General features: G+C 50.3%; 29 protein-coding genes. 6 read left to right on the forward strand and 23 right to left on the reverse strand.

The window, feature by feature from the left end; translation table 11 throughout:
* The first annotated feature begins 319 nt into the window (after positions 1–319).
* Positions 320–1,360 carry an LLM class flavin-dependent oxidoreductase gene (locus H583_RS0125225; RefSeq protein ID WP_036710952.1) on the forward strand — a complete coding sequence of 347 codons (1,041 nt, stop codon included), beginning with the start codon at positions 320–322 and terminating at the stop codon, positions 1,358–1,360.
* 15 nt (positions 1,361–1,375) lie between these two features.
* The gene (locus tag H583_RS0125230; protein WP_028562912.1) at positions 1,376–1,678 is read left to right on the forward strand and encodes an ArsR/SmtB family transcription factor; all 303 of its coding nucleotides are present in this window, start codon (positions 1,376–1,378) and stop codon (positions 1,676–1,678) included.
* Positions 1,679–1,882: 204 nt separating this feature from the next.
* On the opposite strand, the gene rpmG is transcribed toward H583_RS0125230, so the two are convergent.
* The gene (gene rpmG / locus H583_RS0125235) at positions 1,883–2,032 is read right to left on the reverse strand and encodes a 50S ribosomal protein L33 (RefSeq protein ID WP_028562913.1); all 150 of its coding nucleotides are present in this window, start codon (positions 2,030–2,032) and stop codon (positions 1,883–1,885) included.
* Between the two features lie 18 nt (positions 2,033–2,050).
* Entirely contained in the window at positions 2,051–2,518 is a 468-nt protein-coding gene (locus tag H583_RS0125240) for a hypothetical protein (protein WP_028562914.1), read from the reverse strand.
* 195 nt (positions 2,519–2,713) lie between these two features.
* Between H583_RS0125240 and H583_RS0125245 the strand changes: the two genes are divergently transcribed.
* Positions 2,714–3,298: a TetR/AcrR family transcriptional regulator gene (locus H583_RS0125245; protein WP_028562915.1), complete on the forward strand. Its 585-nt coding sequence runs from the start codon at positions 2,714–2,716 to the stop codon at positions 3,296–3,298.
* 115 nt (positions 3,299–3,413) lie between these two features.
* Positions 3,414–4,847 carry a DHA2 family efflux MFS transporter permease subunit gene (locus tag H583_RS0125250; RefSeq protein ID WP_051237029.1) on the forward strand — a complete coding sequence of 478 codons (1,434 nt, stop codon included), beginning with the start codon at positions 3,414–3,416 and terminating at the stop codon, positions 4,845–4,847.
* Between the two features lie 151 nt (positions 4,848–4,998).
* On the opposite strand, the gene H583_RS0125255 is transcribed toward H583_RS0125250, so the two are convergent.
* The 9 genes from H583_RS0125255 to H583_RS34260 all read right to left on the reverse strand — a co-directional run bounded on the left by H583_RS0125255 (position 4,999) and on the right by H583_RS34260 (position 14,459).
* The gene (locus tag H583_RS0125255) at positions 4,999–5,913 is read right to left on the reverse strand and encodes a PfkB family carbohydrate kinase (RefSeq protein WP_028562917.1); all 915 of its coding nucleotides are present in this window, start codon (positions 5,911–5,913) and stop codon (positions 4,999–5,001) included.
* 2 nt (positions 5,914–5,915) lie between these two features.
* Complete coding sequence (locus H583_RS0125260; RefSeq protein ID WP_028562918.1) at positions 5,916–7,289, reverse strand: purine-cytosine permease family protein; 1,374 nt, start codon at positions 7,287–7,289, stop codon at positions 5,916–5,918.
* A gap of 35 nt (positions 7,290–7,324) precedes the next feature.
* Entirely contained in the window at positions 7,325–8,317 is a 993-nt protein-coding gene (locus tag H583_RS0125265) for an ADP-ribosylglycohydrolase family protein (protein WP_028562919.1), read from the reverse strand.
* A 172-nt stretch (positions 8,318–8,489) separates the two neighbouring features.
* Complete coding sequence (locus tag H583_RS0125270) at positions 8,490–9,191, reverse strand: GntR family transcriptional regulator (protein WP_028562920.1); 702 nt, start codon at positions 9,189–9,191, stop codon at positions 8,490–8,492.
* A 225-nt stretch (positions 9,192–9,416) separates the two neighbouring features.
* Positions 9,417–10,517, reverse strand: a complete 1,101-nt coding sequence (locus H583_RS0125275) for a GerAB/ArcD/ProY family transporter (RefSeq protein ID WP_028562921.1) — start codon at positions 10,515–10,517, stop codon at positions 9,417–9,419.
* A 6-nt stretch (positions 10,518–10,523) separates the two neighbouring features.
* Positions 10,524–10,763 (reverse strand): hypothetical protein, encoded by a 240-nt coding sequence (locus H583_RS0125280; protein ID WP_028562922.1) that lies wholly within the window; start codon positions 10,761–10,763, stop codon positions 10,524–10,526.
* 6 nt (positions 10,764–10,769) lie between these two features.
* The gene (locus H583_RS0125285) at positions 10,770–11,966 is read right to left on the reverse strand and encodes a Ger(x)C family spore germination protein (RefSeq protein ID WP_028562923.1); all 1,197 of its coding nucleotides are present in this window, start codon (positions 11,964–11,966) and stop codon (positions 10,770–10,772) included.
* Positions 11,963–13,624: a spore germination protein gene (locus tag H583_RS34255; RefSeq protein ID WP_081667552.1), complete on the reverse strand. Its 1,662-nt coding sequence runs from the start codon at positions 13,622–13,624 to the stop codon at positions 11,963–11,965. Before H583_RS34255 ends, H583_RS0125285 begins: the two co-directional genes overlap by 4 nt.
* Positions 13,625–13,877: 253 nt before the next feature.
* The gene (locus H583_RS34260; protein ID WP_051236979.1) at positions 13,878–14,459 is read right to left on the reverse strand and encodes a bifunctional transcriptional activator/DNA repair enzyme AdaA; all 582 of its coding nucleotides are present in this window, start codon (positions 14,457–14,459) and stop codon (positions 13,878–13,880) included.
* A 211-nt stretch (positions 14,460–14,670) separates the two neighbouring features.
* Here H583_RS34260 and H583_RS0125300 point away from each other — a divergent pair, with 211 nt between their 5' ends.
* The gene (locus tag H583_RS0125300; protein WP_028562924.1) at positions 14,671–15,114 is read left to right on the forward strand and encodes a GreA/GreB family elongation factor; all 444 of its coding nucleotides are present in this window, start codon (positions 14,671–14,673) and stop codon (positions 15,112–15,114) included.
* A gap of 96 nt (positions 15,115–15,210) precedes the next feature.
* On the opposite strand, the gene H583_RS0125305 is transcribed toward H583_RS0125300, so the two are convergent.
* The 5 genes from H583_RS0125305 to H583_RS0125325 form a co-directional block, all read right to left on the reverse strand.
* The gene (locus tag H583_RS0125305; protein ID WP_028562925.1) at positions 15,211–15,534 is read right to left on the reverse strand and encodes a YflT domain-containing protein; all 324 of its coding nucleotides are present in this window, start codon (positions 15,532–15,534) and stop codon (positions 15,211–15,213) included.
* Between the two features lie 141 nt (positions 15,535–15,675).
* The gene (locus H583_RS34265) at positions 15,676–16,449 is read right to left on the reverse strand and encodes a putative bifunctional diguanylate cyclase/phosphodiesterase (RefSeq protein WP_051236981.1); all 774 of its coding nucleotides are present in this window, start codon (positions 16,447–16,449) and stop codon (positions 15,676–15,678) included.
* A 212-nt stretch (positions 16,450–16,661) separates the two neighbouring features.
* Positions 16,662–16,862, reverse strand: a complete 201-nt coding sequence (gene sda, locus H583_RS34270) for a sporulation histidine kinase inhibitor Sda (RefSeq protein ID WP_036710956.1) — start codon at positions 16,860–16,862, stop codon at positions 16,662–16,664.
* 48 nt (positions 16,863–16,910) lie between these two features.
* On the reverse strand, positions 16,911–17,117 hold the full coding sequence (locus tag H583_RS0125320) for a hypothetical protein (protein ID WP_028562926.1): 207 nt from the start codon (positions 17,115–17,117) through the stop codon (positions 16,911–16,913).
* Between the two features lie 106 nt (positions 17,118–17,223).
* Entirely contained in the window at positions 17,224–17,583 is a 360-nt protein-coding gene (locus H583_RS0125325) for a response regulator (RefSeq protein ID WP_028562927.1), read from the reverse strand.
* A gap of 380 nt (positions 17,584–17,963) precedes the next feature.
* On the opposite strand from H583_RS0125325, the gene H583_RS35670 reads away from it, so the two are divergent.
* Positions 17,964–18,362: a helix-turn-helix domain-containing protein gene (locus H583_RS35670; protein WP_051236983.1), complete on the forward strand. Its 399-nt coding sequence runs from the start codon at positions 17,964–17,966 to the stop codon at positions 18,360–18,362.
* Between the two features lie 117 nt (positions 18,363–18,479).
* On the opposite strand, the gene H583_RS0125335 is transcribed toward H583_RS35670, so the two are convergent.
* From H583_RS0125335 to H583_RS0125365, 7 genes are all read right to left on the reverse strand, one after another.
* On the reverse strand, positions 18,480–18,668 hold the full coding sequence (locus H583_RS0125335; RefSeq protein ID WP_154665988.1) for a hypothetical protein: 189 nt from the start codon (positions 18,666–18,668) through the stop codon (positions 18,480–18,482).
* Positions 18,669–18,868: 200 nt separating this feature from the next.
* Complete coding sequence (locus H583_RS0125340) at positions 18,869–19,183, reverse strand: DMT family transporter (protein WP_028562929.1); 315 nt, start codon at positions 19,181–19,183, stop codon at positions 18,869–18,871.
* Positions 19,180–19,533 carry a DMT family transporter gene (locus H583_RS0125345; RefSeq protein WP_028562930.1) on the reverse strand — a complete coding sequence of 118 codons (354 nt, stop codon included), beginning with the start codon at positions 19,531–19,533 and terminating at the stop codon, positions 19,180–19,182. Before H583_RS0125345 ends, H583_RS0125340 begins: the two co-directional genes overlap by 4 nt.
* A 65-nt stretch (positions 19,534–19,598) precedes the next feature.
* Positions 19,599–20,174 (reverse strand): TetR/AcrR family transcriptional regulator, encoded by a 576-nt coding sequence (locus H583_RS0125350; protein WP_028562931.1) that lies wholly within the window; start codon positions 20,172–20,174, stop codon positions 19,599–19,601.
* 207 nt (positions 20,175–20,381) lie between these two features.
* Entirely contained in the window at positions 20,382–23,561 is a 3,180-nt protein-coding gene (locus tag H583_RS0125355) for an efflux RND transporter permease subunit (RefSeq protein ID WP_028562932.1), read from the reverse strand.
* A gap of 77 nt (positions 23,562–23,638) precedes the next feature.
* Positions 23,639–25,003: a sensor histidine kinase gene (locus H583_RS0125360; protein WP_028562933.1), complete on the reverse strand. Its 1,365-nt coding sequence runs from the start codon at positions 25,001–25,003 to the stop codon at positions 23,639–23,641.
* Positions 24,996–25,679: a response regulator transcription factor gene (locus H583_RS0125365; protein WP_028562934.1), complete on the reverse strand. Its 684-nt coding sequence runs from the start codon at positions 25,677–25,679 to the stop codon at positions 24,996–24,998. The genes H583_RS0125360 and H583_RS0125365 overlap by 8 nt, the downstream gene beginning before the upstream one ends.
* Positions 25,680–25,872: the final 193 nt, after the last annotated feature.

Consider the following 25,872-nt stretch of genomic DNA (forward strand, 5'->3'; position numbering starts at 1 on the left):
GCTCCTCTCAGCCAGAATAATGATGCTCTAATTTCGTTTATGTATAATCTTTTGAGCTGTATATGTATGAACATGATTACTATTAGCAGGGCAGCAAATAATCTATATAGAGCCTTTTATCCCTGTTTACATCATAAAACGGAATCGGATAAAAAAAATCCGGCCCCGGTCCAGTCGTCATGCTGGACCTAAGCCGGGGAAAACCTATCTAATATCGATATGTCCCGATATGTCAATATTGACTCTCCTATGGTGAACGCGTATGATGGGGATACTTCACCATTCAACCCATTACTTGATTATAAAGGAGCTATCCGATATGACTGAACCGTCCCATTCCGATTCATCCAAGCGTTCGCTTGGCGATATACCGCTATCTGTTCTTGATCTGGCCTCCATCCGCCAAGGAGGCAATGCCTCCGAAGCCTTCCGCAACAGTATGGAGCTTGCACGAAAAGTCGACGAATGGGGCTTCAACCGTTATTGGCTTGCAGAGCATCATTCCATCCCTGGTGTCGCCAGCTCGGCAACATCCGTGCTGATCGGCCATATTGCCTCCGGCACAAGCCGCATCCGCGTTGGCTCCGGCGGCATTATGCTGCCTAACCATGCGCCGCTGGTCATTGCAGAGCAATTCGGCACGCTTGAGTCGCTCTACCCCGGCCGTATTGACCTGGGCCTCGGACGGGCCCCGGGCTCTGATCAGAAGACTGCCCGTGCGCTGCGCCGGGATGTCAATGCCGGACGCGATTTCCCTGAGCTGCTGGCCGAGCTGAGAGACTACTTCCAGCCGGATCCGGATGATCATTCCCGCGTCAGGGCAGTTCCGGGTGAAGGTCTATCCATTCCGGTCTGGCTGCTTGGCTCCAGCGATTTCAGCGCGCGGCTTGCCGGTCAGCTTGGATTGCCGTTCGCATTTGCAGGGCAGTTCGCGCCAACCTATATGCTCCCTGCCCTGTCACTGTACCGCCAGAGCTTCCGTCCATCTGCAATGCTGGACAAGCCTCATGCCATGGTAGGCGTCAATGTGTTTGCTGCAGGTACAGACGAACAGGCCGAGCGTCTTGCCACCACTCTGTACCAGAGATTTCTGGCGCTCATTCGCAACAAGCCGACTCTGACACTGCCGCCTGTGGACAGCATGGACGGACTCTGGACACCACAAGAGAAGTACACCGTGGAATCCCAGCTCAGTACAGCCATTATCGGGTCTCCTGCCAAAGTAAAAGCCAAGCTGGAAAGATTCCTTGAGATGACGGAAGCGGACGAGCTGATGATTGTGAGCGATGCCTACGATCAGAAGGACCGAATTCATTCTTACGAAATCGTCAAAAACATTTGGCGGGGCGAGATCAAGTAGATTATAATGGAGCACATGAACCCTATTGACATTTTCAAAGCGCTATCGAATGAAACCAGATTGCAAATTTTAATTTGGCTGAAGGAGCCTGAGGTGCACTTTGGCACCCAGACGAGCGCCGATTGCAAAGATGTCGGGGTTTGTGTGAGCCTGTTCCATCAAAGACTGCAGCTCACTCAGTCCACGGTATCCGAGTATTTGGCGATCTTGCAGCGGGCGGGGCTGGTTACAGCGACCCGGATCGGCAAATGGACCTATTACAAGCGGAATGAGGACATGCTGCGGAAGGTCGCGCACTATCTGGAGGATGAGTTGTAACGAAAGCCCTGCGGTTTAATGCAGCGGCTTTTTGTAACCTGCTTCAGCTACGGACGCTCCCTGCTTGCAGCATAAAGCGGCTCCGGCATGCATCAGGCATGCCGGAGCCGCTTTATTTAGGTTATAACGATAAATCCGGCACAACGATGCCCAAGCATTGCCGGGAATGCCCGGGTCGATGCCTGTACTCTAAACTTGGGCATCTTAACGTGTCTCCCGGTGAATCGTATATCGTTTCAAACGCGGACTGTACTTTTTCACCTCCAGCCGCTCCGGGTGATTCCGCTTGTTTTTGCTGGTTGTATAGTTGCGGTCACCTGTCTCTGTACATGCCAAGGTTACGATAACTCTCATGTTGCCCACCTCCTTCCGTCATCTGTTGCCGGAAAACTCCCGGGCTGCCTGCTCTATAAGCAGGCAAAAGGAACGATTATGGCCAATCAGAAAAGAAGAGAGGTCATAACGGCGGCGCTCCGGCTCATAGGCAACAAGCAGGCGGTGCCGCATCCTGTTCATTGCCTGGCGGACAAAGGCCTCAGACCGTTCTGTGGCCGTCAGGGTAACATACGCATACAAAGAATGATCCAACGGCTCGTCCAGCATACTGACCCCTGCACAGGAGAACTCGGTCGCTGCCCCTGCCTCGTTTATCAGCTTTAGCGCGGAATGAAGCTCAACATCCACCGGCACTCCTGCAAGAAGCTTTGTCCCCTTCGGCTGGCGTGTCTCCTTCTTGCGGGATATCCACTCTGTAAGCTCAGCCCGCCTCCGGGCCCAATGCTGAGACTCGTGGCTGCTCAAGATGATCTCCCCTGCTTGCTCAAGTCCAACAGCCGCCATGTTCCCCTCCTCCTTCATATCAGGTTTGTAAATTTATTATAATCGTAAATATTACATTTTGCAAATGTGATATTAAATGTTTACTCGTTTGCTTCTATATTACCCTTGCGGCCTTAAAAAAAATAAGACAGTTGACAATATAAGAAAACGGGCGTTATTATATAGACCAATCGTTATAATTTAGGTGGTGATCGGTTGAATGAAAAATTCAGCTCACGTGATCTTATAGTGAATACCGCTGCAAGGCTGTTTTTCACCCAGGGCTATCACGCTACAGGCATGAGCCAGATTATCAGGGAGAGTGAGTGTCCCAAAGGCTCTCTGTATTACTATTTTCCGGACGGGAAAGAGGAAATTGCCGTCGAGTGCATTCAAATCGCACGCAATAATGTCTCCAATGAATTGAGATCATTCCTGGCAGACACCACGGATACCGCCGAAGGATTGCGCAGGATGTTCGAGCGTTTCATCGGGGAGGCCGAAAAAAACGACTGCTTTGATTTTGTCCCGTTCAGCTTCTGGATGGCTGCAGAAACATCCGCGATCAATGAAAAGTTTCGTGGGGCCTGCCGCAATGTATTCTCGGAATGGCAGAGCATTCTGACGGATCATATGGTTACTCAAGGTATTGCTATTCAGGATGCTGAGGAAAAGGCTATGTTGATCATCTCCATGCTGGAGGGGTCCAGCATTCTTAGCGTGACGTACCGGGACAACCGGGCGCTGAAAGCGATCAGCCGGCATGTGAATGCAATCATACACGCCCAGCCTGAGCCTTGAAGCGCTGCTTTTGCAATGATTACACAGACGGATATATAGAGTTGGAGGATGAAACGTGGAAGCAACTGTACAATCTAACGATCTGCAATATGACGAGACGAAGCAATACAAAGTCATGCCGATCGTTATCTCGCTGCTGCTGAGCGGTTTTATTGGCATGTTCAGTGAGACAGCGCTCAATATCGCATTAACTGATCTAATGAAGGAGCTGAACGTCGGCCCGACAACCATTCAATGGCTGACAACCGGCTATCTGCTCGTTCTTGGTATTCTCGTTCCGATATCGGGACTACTGCTCCAATGGTTTACAACCCGGCAGCTGTTCGTCGCCTCGGTCAGCTTCTCAACACTCGGCTCCCTCGTAGCTGCAATGGCGCCGAACTTTGAAGTGTTATTGGTCGCAAGGGTATTCCAGGCAGCTGGTACCGGCCTCTTGCTTCCGCTGCTGTTTAATACGATTCTTGTCATTTTCCCGCCTGCCAAGCGCGGGGCTGCAATGGGAATGATGGGTCTGGTCATTATGTTCGCTCCGGCGATCGGTCCTACAATTGCGGGGCTGCTCATTGAGAAGTTGACCTGGCACTGGATTTTCTGGATTTCATTTGCCGTTCTTTTGATCTCCCTGATCGTCGGCATTGTTTTCTTGCAAAATGTATCTAAAATTACCCGGCCCAAAATTGATCTGCTGTCCATTGTCCTGTCTACGGCAGGATTTGGCGGACTGGTATTCGGCTTCAGCAAAGCGGGTGAGTCGGACGGCTGGGGAAGCGCGAGTGTCATTGCCTCTCTCGTCATTGGGGGGGTCGCGCTCATCTTGTTCGTCTGGCGCCAGCTGACAATGGAAAATCCGATGATGGACCTCCGGGCTTTCCGTTATCCGATGTTCACGCTGGCAGTCATTATGCTGTTTGTTGTCATGATGGTTCTGCTGTCATCGATGCTCGTGCTTCCGATGTTCCTTCAGAATGGACTGGGCAGAAATGCCTTGAGCGCAGGACTGCTGCTGCTCCCGGGCGGGATTATCAACGGTCTGATGTCTCCAATCATGGGCAGACTGTTCGACAAGTACGGACCAAAATGGCTCGTCATTCCGGGTCTGGTCATTATCGCTTCGATTCTGTGGCTGATGTCCGGCATTACAACTGCCTCTACGGCAGCATTCATCATCGCCATGCACAGCTGTCTGATGATCGGAATCTCGATGGTCATGATGCCTGCGCAAACCAATGGTCTGAACCAGCTTCCGCCTGAGTTCTATCCGCATGGTACGGCCATTATGAACACCCTCCAGCAGGTGGCAGGCGCTATCGGTACTGCACTGGCTGTAAGTATTCTGTCTGCCGGCCAGGAGAAATATCTTGGCGATCAGGGCTTTGATGTGAGCCACGGTCTTGACCCGGCTAATCTGACGGACCCTTCAATTATGCAGCACTTGCCGAACGCCTTTGCTTACGGTGTTAAAAATGCCTTTATTTTCGCTGTTTCCATGGCAGTTGTCGCACTCATTTGTTCGTTCTTCATCAAACGTGTCAAAGTCGGCAAGGCATAATTCACAACTCACAGTATGATTTAAAAGAATTCAATAAAGAGGCACACCTCCAAAATAACTATGGAGATGTGCCTCTTCTCTTCATTTAATGGAGCAATTGGACTATCCGCTCTTCCTATTCCAGAAGTGCCGCAAGCAAGCCCATACCAGCCTACAATTGGAGCCGTCCGCCTTGCTGCTGCACGACTTTGCCGGCAATCACATTGCCAAGCGCACATGCCTGCTTCAGCGTATAGCCTCTAGCCAGTCCGCCGATAAATGCGCCCGTATGGGCATCACCCGCGCCGATTGTATCCACAACCTTGACCGGCTCAGTCTCGACAAGCCCGTTCCCATCCGGCGCACAATACAAAGTGCCCTCGCCGCCCAGCGTTACAATGACAGGCTCATGTGTAAGCCTCATCAGCTTGTCCGCTGCTGCTTGCGGGTCCTTCTCCTTCATTAGCGCGAGAATCTCCGACTTATTGGCATGCACGATTGTCCTCATGCCGAGAATCTTCTCCAGCACTTCGGTATCCAGAAATTCTCCACGCGGTCCCGGATCGAATACGAGCTTCGCTGTATCCTTCCTTTGATCCAGCGCATCCAGAATGACCGGACCCGACGGACCCTCCAGTTCATAGCCGCTCAGATAGATGTAATCATAGGCCCCTAGGTCGATATGTTCAAACCAGCGGCGTTCCCAGCGGGATTCGATACCCGGAATCGTAATGAATGTCCGCTCCCCGTCCTGCTCAACAATCGACAGGTTCCAGCCATTGTCCGCTGCACCGTCTTCCAGCATAATCGGCACGCCGTCATGCAGCAGTTGCCCCTTGACAACATCCGCATAAGTGCCTTTTCCGACCGGGGCAAATAAACCGTAGCGGACGTGGAGCTGCTTGAGAATATTCGATACGTTGTATGCGCACCCGCCTACAACGGTCTCCTTATGCTCCGCAATTACATCCTCCGCCGTTTTCGGAAGTTTGTCCAGTTGGATAATGACATCCACCACAGCAGCGCCGATTACCAGAATTTTTTGATCCTCATCCGATCCGGAGCGCTGCACCAAATTATTATTCATTTTCATGACCTCCCTGCACTTTCCTTACCTTTTGCTCCACTTAAAATCGCCATCATAATGGCACTGGCTGCAAATGCAAGCAATACGCCAAGACTGTTATCCTGAAATATCCCTTTGGCGAACGGACCGCTAAAGAACGGGGAATTCGTAAACAGAAAACCGGTAATCACGCCTGCCAGCCAACTGATAACGCCATTCCAATTAAAGAAACGGCCAGTCGCTGCGTCCAGTTGCTCTGCAGCATAGCCTGCATTTTTGCGAAGAAGAATATAATCAAACATAAAGGCCGCTGCCCACGCTGCGAGCCCGATTCCGAGAATGCCAAGGAACAACTGGAAGTTCATCAGGAAGTCCTCGGAAACGAACAGCACGTAGACCGGAATCAGAATCATAATCACTGCATGGATGAAAATCGCCGTTTTGTTGCTCACCTTGATGTTCAGCGTCTCCATATTGACTTTGGCGGACTTCAGGCTGATGATGCATTGCGGGATCAAACCGCCGATAGCGGTAATAAAGTAGACGATTGTAATCCATTTCGGAAGCGCCGAACCGATCGCCTGAATCGGATTTGATGCAGATACCAGATCCGGTACGGATGTACTCAGCAAAATACCGACACCCATAATAAAGAACAACGGAATGAATGCGCCTAATGTAACGCTTGAGAATACCTTTTTCCCGGAATTAGCCGGATTCTGATAGGCACTGTAGTCCGCAGCAGCGATGGACCAGCTGATTCCTGTACCTGCGATAATAATCGAAATTGCGGGCAAAAATCCGGACATCCAGTCCCCGTTGCTCATGGCCAGCAAGGCCGTCCAGTCCGTTTTCGGGATAAGCAGGACCAGAATAATAAAGGTCAGTGCACCGAATACATACGTGAAGAAGGTCTGAATTTTAACGAGCATATTTTGCCCGAACAAGCTGGAGGCCAGGATCAGCAGTACGAAAAGTGCAAGGCTGATGACCGTCAGCACAGCAGACTGTCCGAACCCAAACAGATACAGCAGTGATAAAATCGTCAGTGTACCGGTAATGACATTCACAGCGAGCCAGCCAATCAGGCTAATCCACCCTAGCAGGTTGGGAATAAAATTGCCTTTTACACCGAATACTGCCCTGGACAGCACAAAGGTTGTACCACCGGATTTAAGGCCGGAGAGACTCAGGTAACCAACAAGTGCGAAGGAGAGCGCTCCGACAATCGCCGCCAGCACAGACTGGATAAAGCTAAGCTGATAGCTGACAATAAGTGCGCCGTACACAACACCCAAAATGCCAATGTTGCTGGCAAACCAGATAAAGAACAATTCCTTCGGGCTTCCGCTTCTTTCTGCTTGCGGGATAAACATTTCAGAATTCGGATTGGACATTGGTGTCTCCCCCTGATTTTATAAAGTAATTAAGATTACTTCTTGCCCCGGTAAGCGATGATGTGATCGGCATATCGTCCAAAATCTGTCCCGTTGGCCTCATCCATCAATTGCTTCCAGCCGGAGTCTATTGCATCCGCTCCACTCTTCGCTCCGCAGATTGCAGTTGCCATTGCTCCGATCGTATCGGTGTCTCCCCCGAGGTTGGCACACAGCAGGCTGCAGCGGTGAGGGTCATTCGCATAGTAGGCAATCGCCAGAGCAGCCGGGACCGACTCGCTGGTAATGACGCCGCTGCCGATAATATCATATATGGTTTGCAGGAATGGCTCGTCCTGCCCCTCATACTGCTTGGCATAGCCCATTGCCAGCTTTAATCGGCCGGACAATGATGCACTGTAGGTCTCTGCCCCTAGCTCTTTGGCCACATCGTAAGCTGCGATGGCATCTTGCATAATTGCATCCCAGGATTTGTCCTCCAAAGCCGAGCTGACTGCGGCTGCAATCATCGCTGCTCCGCCGACTGCTACATCTGTGGAATGCGTCACTTTACTGATGTCCATCACATATTGGGCCAGCTGCTGATGCTCGTTCGAGCTGAACAGGCAACCTACAGGGGCGATTCTCATCGCAGCGCCGTTCGTCTCTGCCTTGGAGGTAAATTGACTGACATCCTTGCCGTCCTTGAGCGCAAGCAGCGCCGCCTTGGAGCTTGGACCGAGGATATTGTTGTCGAATGCTTTCAGACGGTCTGCCCATTCCATCAGATGCCTGCCAATCACCTTTGTGTCAGGTACAAAATCCGTTTCAATGAGCGCATCGAGAATCAGCAGCGCCTGGGACGTATCGTCTGTATATTGGCCGCGCGTGAAGTTGCAGGCTACATCGTTTTCCTTTGGACCGTCCAGAAAATCAGTGATCTCTCCAAAATAGGCTTGAACCCGCTTTCTCCCCCACAACTCCGGGGGCATCCCCATTGCATCTCCGATTGCCATACCGTACAGTGCGCCAAGAACTTTGTTTCTCATCTCTATTCTCCTATCCATATTCATCTATAGTTATACGGTTGTACGTATGAGTTGTTACAGCATGAAAGGCTGTTCCTTGAAGCAAGGCATCAGCAATTCGTGCATTATATCTGTTTCACCAATGTTTTACCAAGTGCAGCATACAGTCTCCGCCCGAAATCTGCCATCAACATTAAATATGAGTGACAACCTTGAATTCGACGTTCGGCCCGTAAATGACCTCAACCTGCTCCACCTCTATCCCGTCCTCGCCAAGCACACTTCCTTTGGCCATTATGAGCGGGATGTCTCCATCAAATTCGAACAGCTCCCGGGTTCTTGCATCACTCATGATCGGATGTATACCCAACGCAGCATTTTGTGGATAAATGTTGTAGCGCTGATTCATAATTTGGTACAGGGACTGTTCTGTAAAGTCATACTGGTCTATGCCCGGAAATAGAGCCATAGGCACATAGGAGGTATCCAGCGTCAGCCACCTGGCCGTCGTCTCTCTCCGGGTTCCGCGAAGCCTTACGAGAACCATGAAGGGTTCATTTTGCAAGCTTATAATTTCCTTCCTCAGTACCCGAGATACCGGAATTTCATTTTTTTTGCGGGCATAATCGGTAAATCCGCTAAAATTCCATATATTATGCTTCATTTCCCTCAGGCATACGACCGTTCCTTTGCCGTGCAGCTTCATCAGCAGCGCCTCATCCACAAGATTGGCGATGGCTTTGCGGATTGTCGTTCTCGTAACCTGATACGTTTTCATCATTTCGGTCTCGGAGGGTATAATCTCCCCTTCCTTATAGTTACCGCTTACAATGTCTCCCCGAATGATATTCTGTAATTGGACGTATAGAGGGACACTGTCGTGCTTATTCAGCATATCGGCCTCCTTGCATGAATAATAGGATAATGAAGCCAGGCCGGGACACTACCAGCCCCGTGAATTAAGAATAAGCTTCTGTTACGTTAATGTAACGCTTTCAAGCAAATTCTTGCTTATGCTTCTCAAGTTATACACTCATACGTATGAGTGTATTTCTATACTAACAAGTTATCGGCCATTTGACAATACTATAAAAAAAACAGCAGTTCCCTAAGCGATTGATCAGGCTCCATTTCCCTGCTGCTTGCGGCTTCTCAGCTTGTGGATGAGATAGATCAGGACTAGAATAACCGGGTTATTCGTCATATCCCAAAGACTCCATGCAGGCGTAATGCTGTTCAAAACTACTATATTGGGAGATACAAGATAAGAGTAACCAAATATCATTAGCCCAACCGGAAAGGTCAAAATCCGGTGATCCTTTAGCTTGAACATTCTCGTTAAGCCCATGACGAAGGCAAACGCAAACAACGTCGCCTTGAAGTAGGTCGATAAAATAAAATTCACGACCAAAATTGCTTCAAGCCGGTCAAGGAACCCCCCAAGACTTATTTTCTTGGCCAAGGTATACGTGGCGAACAGGTGGAACTTGGAGAGAAACGGTCCAAGCACCAGGAGCGAGATGGTGACGATCAGGAAAATCGCCAAGCCCCCCAGCAGTACGGAAAGCATATAATCCCGGAACAAGTGTGCTGTTCGCTTGACGTACGGGAATATCATCAGAAATACATACATTTCCAAAAAGGAATAGGAGATATAATACACGACTCCCTCAGCCATTGAAGCAAAGGAATGACGCATCATAGGCAGCAGATTCTCCACCTTGGCCTGGGGCAAAAGCATGACAATAAGCAGCAAAAACATAAACACGAAAAGCAAAATAAAAATCTCGCCGGTTCGCGCAAATGTCTCGATCCCCGACCATACACCAAGCATGACGATGATGGTCATAAGCATGCTAATTGCCCTGAGCGGTGTCTCCGTCATCATTTGGGATGTGATAAAGTCGCTGACCTCCCGCACTTGCACAGCCGACACCGTGAAAAAAGCAATCAGATACAGGATGGTCAGGACGGATCCCAACCATTTCCCCAGCACCTTCCAATTAATCTCGACCAGGCTCATGCCCGGGAATTGATCGGCAAAGTGAAACAAAAACCATGCAGCCAGCAGCCCGATCGGCAGCCCGATCAGTGCACTGATCCAGGCATCCTGCTCCGCCGCATTAACCATAAAGGAGGGCAGGAACCACAGCATATCCCCGATTATGAAAAACAGGACAAGCACGGCAAACTGCCTTGTTCCAACGATTTGCTTTTCCATGCTGAGTTACCCCCCAACCATATGTGATACCCAACGGATTACTGGCCCATAGACAATTTCAATCAGATAAAGCGGAGTTGGAATACGGATCAGACTAACGACAAACGTACTCATGATGACACCGGGAATCAGCAGCAGCAGATAGACCAGTGCTTCCTTGCGCCAGCCCTTCTTCAGCATTCTGGGCAGCTCCCAAGCAGCGACCACAGCGGCTAACGTGCCAAATAAGAACAGCCCCTTGAGCATACTCCTCTACTCCTTCAAATATTTTCGCAGTGAATCATTTGTCGTTCCGATTTTGTGAATGATCGACTCTACTGCGTACTCGATTTTCAGCTTGGAAAAATGCTGCGGCCAATTCTCCTTCATCCGCTCCCATGCATCGGGATTGGAACGGTTTAGCACTTGCCCGAAGCCGAATATATCCATATGAAATTTGGTTTTGGCTGTTTGAATAACCTTCTCCATCACTTCAACCAGATGCTCCTTGGACTTTTGCTCCAACGCAGTAATCGTATTGGGGTCCGCAAGATCAATATCACATTCCACATCGCTGACGTTACCGACATTTTTCATTTCAATCCGGATGACAGGCTCTCCGTCTACAATTTTGCCTTTCAGCTTGGTCTTCGTGCGTGTCGTCTCCATGACGGCATACCCGCCGGTTGGACATTTGATATGGCCTGCGGAACTTTTGACATTGTCCATAATATAATTGTAGCCTCGGCTTTCGGTCTCATTCAGCCAGCCGGCCAACTTGTCCTTTTTGAATACAGCGAGCCCGATAAACCGGACGATGGCTGCAGATTCAGCCTCTTCCAGATTTTTATGGGTCTCCCCTTGCTTCTGGTTTCCTATGATTCGAGCGCCGGTCAGCACAGGTGAAGACGATTCAGTAACAAGCTGTTCGATCAGTTTGTCAAGTGTGACCGCTGTTGTTGGTGACCATGTCTTCGCTGAGGTATCCAGTGTATAGAAGAGGTCGTCAGCCGGAATCTTCTCCAGTGTCGTCAATATCTTGAGTACGTCCTTGCCCTCGGACTTGCGGGCAATCATAATGTAAAAGTCCGCACGGGCTTCCGGATTTCGTGACAACGCGTCCAGCACATCGACAATGCCTTCTCTGGCCAGCTTCTCACCAAGGACAAGCACCCGAATGTGAGCGGAATAGATTTTGCGGGGGCTGGTCTCCGTCAGCTTCCTGAAAGCTTCAAATATAGTTGGCGCTGTCGCCTCATAGATCGTCACTGGAGATCGTCCGCTGCCGGGAGCACGGGCTGATACCTCTGCCGGAACAACAACCTCAACCGCTACACGATACTGGTCTCCAACTTTGTCAATCGCAGTCCCGACCTGAATTGCCAATTCATTGATTTCCTTGCGGTTCCAGCAGCCGGAAAGCAGCGCAATCAGGAGCAGAGCAACAAGAATGGTCCGGAGCAGCTTCATGACGGTTCCTCCTCTTGCTTCCCTGCTCCTGTGCCATCACGCTTCGAAGCCGCTTTTTCTGATCCGGCCGGCGGCGATGAGTGTGAATGAGCTGTACTTGCCGGTTGCTGCGAGCCATCCGCCGGCGGAGCAGCGGCAGACTGGATGTTTTTCTGCTGTTGCGGGTCCGTCTGCCGCTGCATATTTTGGCTTCCGCTCTGCTTTGGCCTCAGCACCATCCCCCTCCAGGGGATACGGAATAAGGTATCCTTTTGATTCTCGAATACAAAAGGCGCGATCGAGGTCATATACGGAACGCCGAACGTCCGCAATCCGGTCAGATGAAGCACGAGTACGATCAGACCTGTCATAATGCCGAACAGGCCAAAGGAAGCTGCAAGTCCCATAAGCAAAAAGCGGATCATACGAATCGCAATGGACAGATTGACTGCAGGGACGACGAAGCTCGACACTGCGGTAATTGCCACGATGATAACCATCGCCGCGGATACAAAGCCTGCATCCACTGCAGCCTGTCCGATAACAAGGGTTCCGACAATGGATATCGCCTGACCAACGGTTTTTGGCATTCGGACTGCCGCTTCCCGCAAAATTTCAAATGTCAGCTCCATCAGCATCGCCTCAACGAATGCCGGGAACGGAACCCCTTCACGCTGTGCGGCAAGGCTGACCAGCAGGCTGGTAGGAAGCATCTCCTGGTGAAAGGTTGTGATGGCAATATATAATGAAGGAGCAAGCATCGTTATCAAAAAGGCAAGAAAACGGATCAGCCTCAGCAGTGTACTAATATCGGCCCGCTGATAGTAGTCCTCAGGCGACTGAAAAAATTGTACGAAAAGTGCGGGTGCAAGCAAAACAAAGGGGGTTCCGTCTACCAGAATTGCAATTTTCCCCTCCAGCAGGCCTGCAGCTATAACATCCGGACGCTCCGTATTATAAAGAGTCGGAAAAGGCGTATACCGCTCATCCTGAATGAATTCCTCAATATATCCGCTCTCCAATATACTGTCGGTGTCTATCTTGTCCAGCCTGCGAAATACCTCATCCACCATCTCCTGGCTGGCAAGTTCGTGAATATAGACCACGACGACATTCGTCTGCGTCATTTTTCCAATTTTGCGCCCTTGCGCCCACAGACGCGGGTCCTTGATTCTGCGTCTAATCAACGACAGATTAGTCGTCAGACACTCATTAAAGCCCTCCATCGGACCGCGGGTAACACCTTGGGAAGTAGGCTCCTCCACAGACCGCCCTTCTCCGCCCTCAACATTAATCGCGAGCGCCTCCATGCAGCCTTCTATCATAATGATCGCATAACCGCACAGCAAATCCGCAAGCAGCTCATCCATTGTCTCATCCAGTTTGACATCGCCCGCCGTCAGCGCCTTTTTCTGGATATGGGTCAGCAGTTGCCTAGCTTCCCGGGTCTCCGCAGGCAGTTCATCGGGCTTTACTCCCTCCAATAATTCGACCAGTGAATGCTGGAGAATCTGACGGTCCACCATGCCATGCATATACATGAGTACTGCCTCACGATTCCAGGCTGTTTCAATCGGCTTGACAATGAAGTCCTGGCTGCTTCCCAGGGTTTGCTGGATGGTCTCAATGGCAGGCTTTAGTCCGTCTTGCAGCGGAATTTTTCCTGTTGACGAACGCATGCATCATCCCCCCAACAAAGTGTAGTCTTGCTAATGATGCCCACTTCTCCTTAAAGTTACCCTGAATCCTCCAGAAAAATTGGAAAGCTGCGGCAGGTATGCCGTCTTGGTTGCGACTGCGGCGCCTGACTGGCTGCCCACATAAAAAGGGTACCCTCTTCAAGCATCTGAACTGCCAGTACGGCAGACGGCCGCTGTTGCAGCATAAGATGCTTTGAAGGGGATACCCTTATGGTTACAGGCGGAACAGCGATTATCTGCCGATGTGCTGCGGATTGTAGGTTGAACTGTATGTTGTCGGTGTGCAACCCGTCTTCTTTCGGAATAATGTCGCAAAATGAGCGGCATTGCTAATGCCCACCGCGACTGCAATATCCATAACAGACATATCTGTATGAAGCAGCAGTTCCTTTGCCTTCTCCATTCGGACCTGCTGAATATAGCGGGATGGGGAAACACCCATAATTCGCTTGAATGTACGCTGCAGGTGGTAAGGACTCCCATGAAACGCCTGGGACAGCGCATTCAAAGTTAACGGTTCGGCATACCCCGTCTCGATAAATCCGGCAATCTGGCTGATCCATTCCTCATCCGGCAGCCGTTTGCCGTCAGGCTTACAGCGCTTGCAGGGCCTGAAACCGGCCTGATCCGCCGCCTCGGCAGTGACATATACCCGTACATGCTCGCGAATAGGCAGCTTGGATTTGCAAGAAGGACGGCAGTAAATTCCTGTTGTTGTGACTGCATAGTAAAACGCCCCGTCATAGGCGGTATCATTACTGAAAATTGCTTTCCAGCGTTGATTTGTAAGCGTTATCTCATCTTTCTTGCCCATCTGCCTCACCCCACAAAAAAATTATACCCTCAATAATTCACAATGTCATCGTTTCGAATGAAATAGCAAGAATACAAAAGCCGAAGCACTTGTAATGTGTTAAAACTATATAGAGAAACGACTTCGACAAAGCGGACAGGATATCGTATTCTTCTGCTTTTGCACACTGCAATATGGATTGTATGATTTTAAACCTGAGGTGACGCATACGGTGAACCCGAGTATAGCCCCCGACCCGTGCCTGCAGTTTTTGAAGGCGCAGTTACAGACGTTCGGGAATGACAAAATGGATGCTTACCTTCCATTGAAAGGTAATGAACGCACAGAAATGATCCAGCTTTTTTCCGACTATAAAGCTGAACTTGAGCGTCTGCTTATGCTGCCGGAAAGCGATCTGCATGCAACGGTTATGATCGGCAGTACAATTACGCTGACCTACCTACATTATCAGACAACAGACAGCTTCAAGCTTGTTCTCCCTGAAGAAGCCAGTACGGATGAAGGCAGAATTTCGTTTCTGTCTCCGGCCGGCAGACGGTTGCTGCTTGCTAAAAAGGGCGATATTATCGTTATCCCGACGGCTTCCGAATCGTTGGAAGTGCGTGTAGATGATATTCAACTTCAGCTTGATTGGCCGATACCCGTTGCAAATTAATCACAACAATCCCCTTGAAGCACTGCGCTCGGTCACGCTTCAAGGGGATTGTCTTCTCGGAGGGTCGTCTCCATATATGAAAATGTGAAAATCAAGCTAGTGTCTGGTAATAACAAGCACATGCCCCTTGTCCAGCTCCTGCTCATAATACTCCGCTTCATGCTCACTGAAACCTACCGATTCCAGCTTGGAGCGAAGCTCGTCTCCCCTTGACCGGAACAGATTCGCTACAGAGCTGACGGCCCCTTCTTCGCGGGCACCGATTGTGTTCACATCCGTTAATTCCGACAATGCCTTCGTATCCTCTTTCTCATGGGCGAGTACATAAATATGCTCCTGGTCAACACCCCTCAAAGTCAAATCTCTCACAGCATGCACCGCATCAGCTTCCGTGTGTACAACCTGTACAGAAGGTCTCATTGTTCATTCCTCCATCTCGTTCATGATTCGGCAGTCTCTTACAAGCGCCGTACTATTAAATACCCGGATAGAGAAAGATGAAACAGACCGAAGCATTCCGGCACAGATTCAGCCAAGCCGTGCGAACTCTATATTTGTCTGTCAGGTGGTCTTGCTCACCGGATATCTCGCCATAATCTCAGGAATATGCTGCGCTTCAACTGGCGGACTGATGTAATAGCCCTGGATTTCATGACAGCCAAGCTCAGCCAGATGCACAATTGTATCATACGATTCTACTCCTTCAGCTATGACCTGGAATTCAAGCTGCCCGGCAAGTCCGATTACCGACCTGACAATCGCCTCTGAGCGGGTATGATGTCCCAAATGCTGAATAAAGAAGCGGTCCAGCTTGACGTATTGCACGGGAATGTCCAGCAAATATTTCAAAGAGGAGTAGCCGGTACCAAAATCGTCAATCGCGATCGAGCAGCCTAAATCCCTGAGACGGTGCAGGCGCGCTACAGCATCCGGCGATTGATATAGTGGTGCTCCTTCAGTCAGTTCAAGCGTGAGACAGTCGCTTTCCATCCCGCTTTCACGCAAGACAGTTTGCACAGACGACACAAAACCATCATCCTTCAACTGCTCCGGAGACACATTAACGGAGACGCGCAGTGAAATCCCCGCCCTTCTCCAGGCTGCGAACTGTCTGGACGCCTCCTGCATCACCCACAGGCCAATCCGGCCGATCAGTCCGCTGCGTTCTGCAACCGGAATAAATTGTTCCGGGCTGATCCAGCCCTTGCCCGGATGTTTCCATCTGATCAGCGCTTCTACGCCAGCAATGGCGTGAATGTCCAGCTTATACTGAGGCTGAAATACCAAGTGAAAATCATGCATATGCTCGGTTGCCTTCGTTAACTCTTGAATCACTGGTCATTCATCCTTCCGGTTACGTTTCCATTCGCACCGCTATTTTGCAAATCTAATCATGCTGCAACTGCAAGACCCTTCGGATAAGAAATGAAAAAGGCATGCGTCATTCTCCGGTTAGAATAGAACCGCCCGGCATTGTTGATTTACAGCGTTTCACAAGTATACGTACATTCTGCCTGTGACCAAGCTTCAGGCTTCATGAGCGGGCATTATCTTCCCGTCCCTTGCGTATGATTACACACTTGCTTTGGACATTCTGATTCTACAATCAGACTGCGATACTGAATAGAATCCTTTAAAATTTGAATAAAACGCTCATCGCATTTCAAGCGAATCGCCTGATAGTAACATTGAATCAGCAAATCATCAGACAGCGATTTACGGTCAATAATGTAGGGCTGTATCTTCATGGGCACATCCTTTTCATTTCCAAAAACGTCTCCTCTCTGCAAAGGAGTTCATCCATTGTAAATTCGATCTATGCCTAAGGCCTCTGCGATTTGATTGCGGTACCGTTTGCCCGGACGGAGTCCGTACAATATTTCTGTAAACCGGTTGACGGGAATACCTTCCTTTTCACAAAACTGCTTCTGTGTCATCTGCTTCTCAAGAAGTGCCCTTTTCACAGCCAATCCAAAGAGTGTCAGCCTTCTGATTTCCTGCAATCACAACACCTCCAATGAATTGATACAGTCATCCCCCACGATTTTCTTGCTTGCATAAGTCTGGCAGGCTGCGAGATGAGCTGATGATAGATGCCAAGAGGAACGGTCAAATAAACGCCTTGCTGATCGCATTCATAAGCCGTTCATTGAGAAGCGGCTTATGGATGATATGCTTCGCACCGGCCTGGACGGCCTCGGCAGCCATCTTCTGCTGGCCCAATGCCGAGCAGACGACAATACGGGCTTCGGTATCCATCGCCATAATCTCTCTTGTCGCCTCTACGCCATCCATCTCAGGCATGGAGATGTCCATCGTGACCAGATCAGGCTTGTATTTCTCGTACATCTGAACGGCCTCCCTGCCGGTCCGCGCCTCCGCTACCACCTGAAAGCCTGCGGCGAAAAGTAGCATTTTAAGTGACAGGCGTACGACTTCAGTATCATCCGCGATTAAAACTCGTTTCACAAACCTCATCCTTTTATCCCATATTTACAACAAATTACGACAAAAAATTCCGATAATAAAACCACTTTCGATCCGGTCCATGTCCATTGTAGCAATTCTAGCAGCGGGCCCGATTTGGAGTGGTAAAATAATCTGATTACCATGTGTAGAGGATAATGATGATGAAATAGTTTTCGGGCTACAGGCTAACAAGTGTAGCTGCTGGATACTGCCTCATTTCTTTCCTCCCAAGGAATGACATCATTTAAGGTGATATAATAAATGTGGTACTACTACCACTACATCCATCATATATCTGATAAGGAATAATTTCAACAAAAAAAGGATTTTTTTCACCCTAATATCTGATATCGGATTTACATTTTCTATGGAGGAGATATATGCGAACTTTTGCAGAAAGATTTCTGTACCTGCGCAAACTGGCAGGTATGAAGCAGTCTGAATTTGCCCGCCTGATCAACCTTTCACAAGGAAGATTGAGCGATATTGAACAAGGAAAAAACAAACCCTCCGCCGATACGCTAATCGCCGTGGTTAACCAGTTTTCACCTAGTGCGGAATGGTTATTGTTGGGTAAAGGCTTTCCTCCAGAAACTGTTTCCCAGACGCCAAGAGGCAAACCTGAAGCTTTCATGCCCTTTGACAAGGCAAGCAGCGACGAATTGCAGTTTTTGGCGGACTGCCGCTCGTTGAACCCGGCCAACAAAATGACGGTTCGCAAGTTTATGCAGTTTTTGCTGGCAGAGCAACGAACACAGACGCCAATGAACGAGCATTAGCCAGGGGGTGTTTTATTAATGTCCAAATGTGGTAATTTTACCGCATAATTCATGTTGTCTTTCTGCAAGAAGTAGAAGGCATAACAAAAACCTGTAAAATCCAATTTTACAGGCTAATTATATAGCTTTCGGATACATAGTCATTCGAAACACAGCCTTGGGCAGGAGCAATCCGCCCGGATAGAAACAATCTCCATGCCAGACTTCCCGGCATCCGGCTGGCAGCCACACATCCTGCTGCTGTCCCCCGAACAGTTCCTCCCGAATATTCCATGCATCCGAGGGCTCAAGGAGTGATTGCCGCACCAGCATTTCCCCGCCTTCATCCGCCACAGATCAATTACTGGCAGCAGCCACAACTTCCCGGGACTCACTCATCAGCCGGCGCGATGTCCGAATTCCTTCGTCTTGCAAACCGCTTCAGCAGCGGGCCATCAAAGCTTTATGCAGAAGCAGCTTGTCAATGCGGACATAGCTGCTTCTACCTCTAACACATCAGTCTTCTCTCATACCGTCAGCTTCAGCCCGATTGCGGAAGCCAGTATCATCGCGATAAACAGCAGCCTCTTCCATTCCTTCGGCTCCTTGTACACTACCATCCCGAGCACAGCAGCGCCCACTGTACCAATTCCGGTCCATATTGCATATGCGGTCCCCATCGGAATCGAGACCATCGCATAGGAAAGCAGCGAGAAGCTGCACACGAAGGAGACAATTAACAGCGCGATCGCACTCCAGCCCTTCTTCATGGCAACCCGTTTCAGATTCAATACACCGAGCACTTCGAAGCACCCTGCCAAACCTAATGCCAGCCAGCTCATTTCGCTACCTCCGTTCCCGCAGCCTGTTCCTCACTGTCTCCAGAGACGAGCTTCAGCCCGATCACACCCGCCAGCAAAACAGCAATCAACAAAACTTTGCTCCATTTGAACGGCTCACCAAACACAAGCATTTCTACGATTACCGTTCCGCAAGTACCCAATCCGGCAAATACGGCATATACAGTCCCTACCGGCAATGTTTGTGTCGCTTTGATTAGAATGATAAAGCTGAGCAGGATAAACAAGGCAGTACCGGTCCATTCCAGCACATTCGACGAATGTCTGAGTCCGGAGACCCACAACACTTCCAGCGCTCCAGCGCCAAATACAGATAACCATATACGATTCATTTTCAAGCCTGCTTTCCAATTAATCTTCTTGATGTCACAAGCCTATACAGACTTGCAAATATTATTTAAGCATTGATTCCTTTCCAATAGACCGGCCACACCGCTGCTGCGCGGGACTGGTAACGGTCAGGCCAGCCGCACACAAGCTCCACCACTGCCCCCTCTACCACGGTCAGAAATGCTATTGACGCCTCCTTCGGGTCCTTGCAGTGTACCCCGCCGGTAAGCATCTCCCTTTGCAGGAGGCGGGTCAATGCCCGCCTCAATCCGTCAAGGAACGGAATCAGGATGTCCATCACCTGCCCATAAAGGCCGGCAGGCGGATAGTAGCCCGAGCGGATTAAAAATCGGGCATTGTCACTCATTTCATACTCCTGAAGCATCCAGTCAAAAAAGTTCTTCATCCGGCTTTCCAGCGGCGCCTGATGATTTTGGATGAAATAGTCTATGATTCGCCGTTTTACTGTTGAAAAAACGAGCGTCATGACATGCAAAAACAAGTCTTCCTTTCCTTTATAATGGGCGTAAATAGAAGGCTTCTTGATCCCAACCTCCTCTGCGATTTTTTGCAGAGATGCTCCCTCGTACCCATCCCTGGCAAAGCAGGACCGTGCTGCAAGCAAAATTTTCTGCGAACTCATAATTCACCTTCCTAACGGTCGTTAGGTGAAATTTTCTCACCATTCTTTTTTATTGTCAACCCTCTTCTTTAAAGTTGGTTGATGATGTTGCGGCCGGCTACTGGACAAACCAAAAAGACGGACCCTTGGCGATTTCCGGGTCCGTCTTTTTGTATACTGCCTTATATAGCATTACCGCATACCTGCTACTCCTTAAAGCTTGAGATGTTATAGACCGTCTGTCCGCCTGAACGTTCTTCTCTTCCAGGCCAGCTCATACAGCACCGGGACGACGACCAGCGTAAGCAGGGTTGAGGTGAACAGGCCGCCAATAACTGTAACGGCCAGATTGCCTGAGATCAGACTCGTGGAAGAGCCGGACAAAGCCAGCGGCACAAGAGCCAGCATCGTTGCGAACGCCGTCATCAGAATCGGTCTGAGCCGCGTCCGCGAGGCCTCCACAATCGCTTCCCTCAACTCTGCTCCTGCCTTGCGGTTCTTCTCCGCCCGATCCAGCAGGACGACTGCATTTGTCACCACAATGCCGACGAGCATGAGCATCCCGATCATTGCGCTCATGGACAGAGCCTGCCCGGTCAGCAGCAGGGCGCCTAGCGAGCCTACAGGAATAAACAGCAAGGAGGACAAAATAATGAGCGGCGTCAGCAGCCCGCCGAAGGTTACACTCAGCACGAGAAAAACAAGCCCGACCGCTGCACCCATCGCAATCCCGATCTGGACAAACCCCTCGGTTATCATTTTCAGGCCGCCCCCGGTCTCAACTTCTACCCCCTGGGGCAGGCTCAGGCTGTCAATATCCTTGAGCACGCGCTGCGTAACAGCAGCCGTATCACTGCCCTTCACGTTTGCTTTTACCTGGGCGTACATTTTTCCTTCATTATGCTGAATGGTTACCAGTGCATTCTGCTCCGACAGCTCCGCAATATCCTTTAGCCGGACAATGCCTGAGGCCGTCGGGATTGCTATATTTTCGAGTTCCTCACGGGTGGCAATCTGCTGTTTATAGGCGATGGTAATATGGCGTTCCTTGCCTTCCAGCGCATACGTACCCGCATCTAACGGACGAAGCTGCTCGCCGACCATTTGCATAATGAGGTACGGGCTGATTCCTTCCGCATTGTCCTTGAGCTTAAGCTCCCATTTTGGAGACAGATCATTCATGGAATTGGCAACATCCTTCAGATCATTGTCCTGCTTCATCAGGTCCTCGATCTGGCGTGCAGCCTTATTTAAATCATCCGTGCTGTTTGAATACAGATTGATGTCAATATTATTGCCTGTAGGCAGCCCCTGCTGCTGGCCTTCGCGTATGTTGACAACCGTTCCTTTGCCGCTTGCGTCGACGATAGTCGGCAGCTCACGGTTCGCCTGCCCGACCACCGCATCCATGTCCGTTCCTTTGGTAAATTGGACGGTAATGGCCGCCTTGTTTTTTGCCCCTTGGCCGAGAAACGGATTACCGGCAGCACCGCCGATGGATACGAGAACGTTGTCCAGACCCGGCAAGGACTGGACATATTTCTCTACTTTTTCACTGGCCTGTCCGGTCTGATCTATGCCGCTGCCTGCAGGCAGGCTCAGATTAATGGAAGCAGTCGGGACAGTATCAGCGGGGAGAAAGGCGACGCCCAGCAACGGGATGATGCTCAGCGAAGCTGCCAGCAGCAGCACAGCGCCTGTAAGCACCCAACCCTTCCGTCTTAGCGCCCCGCGAAGCAGCCTCTCGAATCCCCCGATAAGCCGCCCTCCTTCTTTATGCGGCTTGACCCGCTTGAACAAGGCGGCGCCAAGCACAGGAATAAGCATGACAGATACGAGCAGGGAAGACACAATTGAAATGACGACCGCTAGCGAGAACGGACGGAAAAACTCCCCGATTATGCCGCTTACGAAAGCAAGCGGAGCGAAGACGACGACAGTTGCCACCGTGGAGGAAGTAACCGCTCCGATTACCTCTTTGGTCGCTTGCCAGGCCAGCTCTTTGCCGCCCCTCTGATCGCCCTTCTCCTGGCGCCAGCGGTATATATTCTCAATGACCACGATACTGTCATCGACAATCCGGCCGATGGACACCGCAATCCCGCCAAGGGTCATAATGTTGAGCGTATAGTCCATCTGGTTGAGCAAGGCAATAGTAGCAAATATCGAGAGCGGCAGAGACAGAATCGAAATCAGTGTCGCCCGGATATTTCTCAGGAACAGGAAGATGATGATGACGCAAAATAAAGCGCCAAACAGCCCTTCCTTAACGAGCGAGGATACGGAATGCTCAATATCCTTGCCCTGGTCCATAATGACATGGATTTCCAGACCGCTGCTCTCCTGCTGTTGAGCGAGCAGGTTTTTGACCTCATTGGCAACCTCTGCTGTATTTGCATCCTGATTTTTGATAACTTCAACGACATAGCTTGGCTTGCCGTTAAAGCGGGTAATCTCATGCTGCGAGGTTGCCGTGCTGATAGTGGCAATATCAGCCAGCTTGATTGGCTGAATGGCAGCACCCGCGGCTGCTCCACCCCCTTTGGCATTGCCCTGCGGCGGCGGAGCCGCTCCTTTGCCCCCGGAAGTACCTGGAGAGCCTGTATTGCTTTGAGCGGTTCCGTCCGAAAGGCCGGCATTGGGGGCAACTCCCCCCGCCCCTTGAGGAATGGAGGGTGCAAGGACGAGCTGCTCGATTTTGGAGACGGACCCGATCTTCCCGGACAGCCGGATCGGAATCGTCTTGCCTTCCTCATTGACAGCGCCAAGCGGCAGAGCATAATCAAGGCCTGAAAGCGCGTTTTGAATCGCTTGCAGCGTAATCCCATTTGCATTTGCCTTCGCTTTGTCAACTACAATCTGCAGTTCTTCAGCGGGCAGGCCGTGCAAAGTGACAGTGCTTACGCCGCTGAGCTTTTCCATTTTAGGTACAATATCGTCCTGAAGCTGCCTGGACAGCTCATCGGATTCACCACCCGCCGCATAGACAGCCGCCTGATAGATCGGCGCAGCAGACGCGGACAGACGCTGAACGGTTACATTCGCCTGCTCCGGCAGTTTCAGCTTGGCAAGCGCACTTTCAATCTCGTTTGTCCGCTTGTCCATATCGGTACCAAACGGGAATTGCAGCACAATGCTGGCTGCATTCTCCGCTGAGGTGCTTGTTATGGAATCATAGTTTTTCAGATGGATCAGACTGTCTTCAATAGGAGCGGTAAGGCTGCTCTCGATCTCTTCAGTTGATGCTCCCGCTTGAACGGCCTGGATGAACAGAGCCGGAAACTCTACATCGGGGAACGTTTGTTGCTTGATTTGGGTTGTGGAGTAAAATCCATAGCCCAGCACAAGCAGGCATAATAGAACAATAGCAGCACCATTTTTCAGGCTGAGCCGGGTGATTTGGTTCAATTGGCTTCTCTCCTCTCATGTTGTGGATGTAGTATAGCCAATTCATTTGAACCCTCTGTGAATGAAGGATTACAAATTCAGCCGGACGGGAGATGTATCGTGAAGGTTGTTCCTTCTCCAATCCGGCTCGTCACCATAATATTTCCATTATGCAGCGCTACAATACGCCTGACGATGGAAAGCCCGATGCCGCTGCCGCTGCTGGCTGTCCGGTCCCTGGACTTATCAACCTTGTAAAACGGCTTGAAAATCTGGTCCAGCTCATCCTCAGGGATACCGCTTCCAGTATCCGTAATTCCCACCTTTACACACTCACTGCCCAGTTCCAGCGTGACACGAATTTTTCCTCCGGGCTCTGTAAATTTGATGCTGTTGCTGATCAGGTTTGTCCATACCAGATTCAGTCTGTCTTCATCCGCTACAATTGCAGCGTCAGCCATTTGCAGCTCGATGCTGATATTTTTTGCCAGCCACTGCGGCTCAAAGGCAATTACGCATTTGCGAAGCTGCTCATCAAGCCGGAACAGCCGGGTATCCAGCTGAAAATGCTCATATTCCAGCGTAGACAGCTGGAGCAAATCGCCGCTTAGCCTTGACAGGCGGTCCGTCTCGGCCTCCATAATGCCGAGCAGGCGCATCCGGCTCTCCTCATCCAGCTTCTTGTGCTTGAGTGCCTGGGTGAAGCCCTTGATTGAAGTGAGAGGCGACTTGAACTCATGCGAGACATCCGATACGAACTGCTTCCTGATCTGCTCCAGCGCGCCAAGCTCCTTGGCCATCAGATTGAAACTGCGCGTCAGTTCCCCAATCTCATCCCGGCGTCTTGTATGCAGCCGGATGCTGAAATCTCCCTTGGCCATTTGTCTGGTTGCATGTGTAAGTTTGCGCAGCGGCCTGACAATATAACCTGCAGCGATTAGAATCAGCAAACTTCCGAACAAAAGCACAAGCAAGAGCTGGGACCGGAAAATATAAGCGAGCACCCGTTCCAGATCGCTGATCTCCGGCGACAGGAACAAGGCGTAGGATGCGTTCCCTACCTGAAAGGGCAGGCCGATGACAATTTCCGAATGATTTTTCCCTGGCGCTTTGTCGCGCAGCACGCCGCCACCCAGCACCTGCTGAATCTGCTTGCCGCTCAGTTGAATCCGTTTGACTTTGCGGATATCATCCTGATGAAGCAGCTTGCCTTTATTGTCATAAATATTGACCGTGAAGATGGGCAGCGCGTTAATTCCCTTGAGTAAAGAGTCCTGATTATCCGGGTAAGACTCCACATAGGACTGAATGATTGTTTTGCCGCTTAAAATCAGAGTTTCTTGCAAAAAGGACTTGAACTGGCTGCTGTACATTTTCCCGTAAATTAAAAAAGTCAGAATCAGGCTTCCGATTACTACTGCGAAAAAAACGAAAATGATCCGTACATACAGCGATTTAATCATGGCCCGCCTCAAGACGGTAGCCCAGCCCGCGCAGGGTAACAATTTTAAAATCATCATTATAATCGGCGAACCGCTCGCGCACCCGTTTGATATGCGTATCAACTGTCCGTTCATCGCCTTCATATTCATAGCCCCAGATTTGGGAAATGAGCATTTCTCTCGTGAACAGTTGGCCCGGATAGCTGGCCAACGTATAGAGCAGCTCGAATTCCTTCAGCGGGATGGACATTTCCTGTCCTGTATCTTTGAAGGCAATCATATAGCTCTGCTTATCCAATATGATTCGCCCAAGCTGAATTGCATTGGACACTGCAATCCGATAGCGCCTGAGCAGTGCCTTTACCCGCATAACCAGCTCCATCGGCTCAAAGGGCTTGACCAAATAATCGTCCGTTCCTACAGTGAAGCCTTTGATCCGGTCTCCGGCTTCTCCTTTGGCTGTCAGCATCAGCACCGGCTTGTCACCGGACTCGCGCAGCCGTCTGCACAGCTCCCAGCCGTCCATTTTGGGCATCATCACATCGAGCACAACCAGATCGACCGGATGGGAGTTCACATAATCCCATGCCTCTTCGCCATTGGATTTCTCCACAATGTCCATGCCCTCATCCTGCAAATATAATCGCACCAGTTCCCGGATGTGCGCTTCATCATCAACGACCAGCACCGTTGTCATCCGCTGCTCTCCCCTTCCGCATTTACATACACGCTGATTAAAAAGTATTTAATCTCCATCCATTTCTTATTCAATTGGTCTGCTTAGGCGGGATGCTGCCTAGCTCTCATTATCTCCGGGCATAGAATCGCCAAAACAGCAACAGCAGCCTGCCCCGGCATTTTTGTCATGCCGGTACAGACTGCGTTTTTGC

The sequence above is a fragment of the Paenibacillus pinihumi DSM 23905 = JCM 16419 genome (assembly GCF_000422505.1).
Lineage (GTDB): Bacteria > Bacillota > Bacilli > Paenibacillales > Paenibacillaceae > Paenibacillus_D > Paenibacillus_D pinihumi.

Excerpts from the sequence above, each read along its gene's own strand:
- H583_RS0125225 (WP_036710952.1), top strand. The coding sequence starts at position 320 with ATGACTGAACCGTCCCATTCCGATTCATCCAAGCGTTCGCTTGGCGAT.
- H583_RS0125230 (WP_028562912.1), top strand. The coding sequence starts at position 1,376 with ATGAACCCTATTGACATTTTCAAAGCGCTATCGAATGAAACCAGATTG.
- rpmG (WP_028562913.1), bottom strand. The coding sequence starts at position 2,032 with ATGAGAGTTATCGTAACCTTGGCATGTACAGAGACAGGTGACCGCAAC.
- H583_RS0125240 (WP_028562914.1), bottom strand. The coding sequence starts at position 2,518 with ATGGCGGCTGTTGGACTTGAGCAAGCAGGGGAGATCATCTTGAGCAGC.
- H583_RS0125250 (WP_051237029.1), top strand. The coding sequence starts at position 3,414 with ATGCCGATCGTTATCTCGCTGCTGCTGAGCGGTTTTATTGGCATGTTC.
- H583_RS0125255 (WP_028562917.1), bottom strand. The coding sequence starts at position 5,913 with ATGAATAATAATTTGGTGCAGCGCTCCGGATCGGATGAGGATCAAAAA.
- H583_RS0125260 (WP_028562918.1), bottom strand. The coding sequence starts at position 7,289 with ATGTCCAATCCGAATTCTGAAATGTTTATCCCGCAAGCAGAAAGAAGC.
- H583_RS0125265 (WP_028562919.1), bottom strand. The coding sequence starts at position 8,317 with ATGAGAAACAAAGTTCTTGGCGCACTGTACGGTATGGCAATCGGAGAT.
- H583_RS0125270 (WP_028562920.1), bottom strand. The coding sequence starts at position 9,191 with ATGCTGAATAAGCACGACAGTGTCCCTCTATACGTCCAATTACAGAAT.
- H583_RS0125275 (WP_028562921.1), bottom strand. The coding sequence starts at position 10,517 with ATGGAAAAGCAAATCGTTGGAACAAGGCAGTTTGCCGTGCTTGTCCTG.
- H583_RS0125280 (WP_028562922.1), bottom strand. The coding sequence starts at position 10,763 with ATGCTCAAGGGGCTGTTCTTATTTGGCACGTTAGCCGCTGTGGTCGCT.
- H583_RS0125285 (WP_028562923.1), bottom strand. The coding sequence starts at position 11,966 with ATGAAGCTGCTCCGGACCATTCTTGTTGCTCTGCTCCTGATTGCGCTG.
- H583_RS34255 (WP_081667552.1), bottom strand. The coding sequence starts at position 13,624 with ATGCGTTCGTCAACAGGAAAAATTCCGCTGCAAGACGGACTAAAGCCT.
- H583_RS34260 (WP_051236979.1), bottom strand. The coding sequence starts at position 14,459 with ATGGGCAAGAAAGATGAGATAACGCTTACAAATCAACGCTGGAAAGCA.
- H583_RS0125305 (WP_028562925.1), bottom strand. The coding sequence starts at position 15,534 with ATGAGACCTTCTGTACAGGTTGTACACACGGAAGCTGATGCGGTGCAT.
- sda (WP_036710956.1), bottom strand. The coding sequence starts at position 16,862 with ATGAAGATACAGCCCTACATTATTGACCGTAAATCGCTGTCTGATGAT.
- H583_RS35670 (WP_051236983.1), top strand. The coding sequence starts at position 17,964 with ATGCGAACTTTTGCAGAAAGATTTCTGTACCTGCGCAAACTGGCAGGT.
- H583_RS0125340 (WP_028562929.1), bottom strand. The coding sequence starts at position 19,183 with ATGAGCTGGCTGGCATTAGGTTTGGCAGGGTGCTTCGAAGTGCTCGGT.
- H583_RS0125345 (WP_028562930.1), bottom strand. The coding sequence starts at position 19,533 with ATGAATCGTATATGGTTATCTGTATTTGGCGCTGGAGCGCTGGAAGTG.
- H583_RS0125350 (WP_028562931.1), bottom strand. The coding sequence starts at position 20,174 with ATGAGTTCGCAGAAAATTTTGCTTGCAGCACGGTCCTGCTTTGCCAGG.
- H583_RS0125360 (WP_028562933.1), bottom strand. The coding sequence starts at position 25,003 with ATGATTAAATCGCTGTATGTACGGATCATTTTCGTTTTTTTCGCAGTA.
- H583_RS0125365 (WP_028562934.1), bottom strand. The coding sequence starts at position 25,679 with ATGACAACGGTGCTGGTCGTTGATGATGAAGCGCACATCCGGGAACTG.